The sequence below is a fragment of the Microbacterium sp. GbtcB4 genome, assembly GCF_019091465.1.
Taxonomy (GTDB): domain Bacteria; phylum Actinomycetota; class Actinomycetes; order Actinomycetales; family Microbacteriaceae; genus Microbacterium; species Microbacterium paraoxydans.
In genome coordinates this window covers 1-233 of record NZ_JAGXJJ010000658.1, presented here as the reverse complement: position 1 = coordinate 233, position 233 = coordinate 1, and the positions used below count along the sequence as shown (strand labels likewise).

The 233-nt window shown below is 73.4% G+C and carries 1 pseudogene; it reads left to right on the top strand.

The window, feature by feature from the left end:
• Positions 1 to 233 (top strand): annotated as a pseudogene (locus KVS71_RS19165) (anthranilate phosphoribosyltransferase); the annotation flags it as partial.

Here is a 233-nt window from a genome sequence, read left to right as displayed (position 1 = left end):
AGGTCCCCCGCGGGGCCATCCACGAGCACGACCTCGACCCGCGCGACCTGGGGATCCCCCTCGCCGACCGCTCCGATCTCATGGGCGGCTCTCCCGCCCACCAGGCCGAGATTCTCCGCCGGACCCTCGGGGGGGAGCAGGGGCCGGTACGGGACAACGTGCCCCGCAATGCCGCCGCCGGAATCGTCGACTTCGAGCTGTCCCAGGACGCGACCCAGGTGCAGCGGCCGATC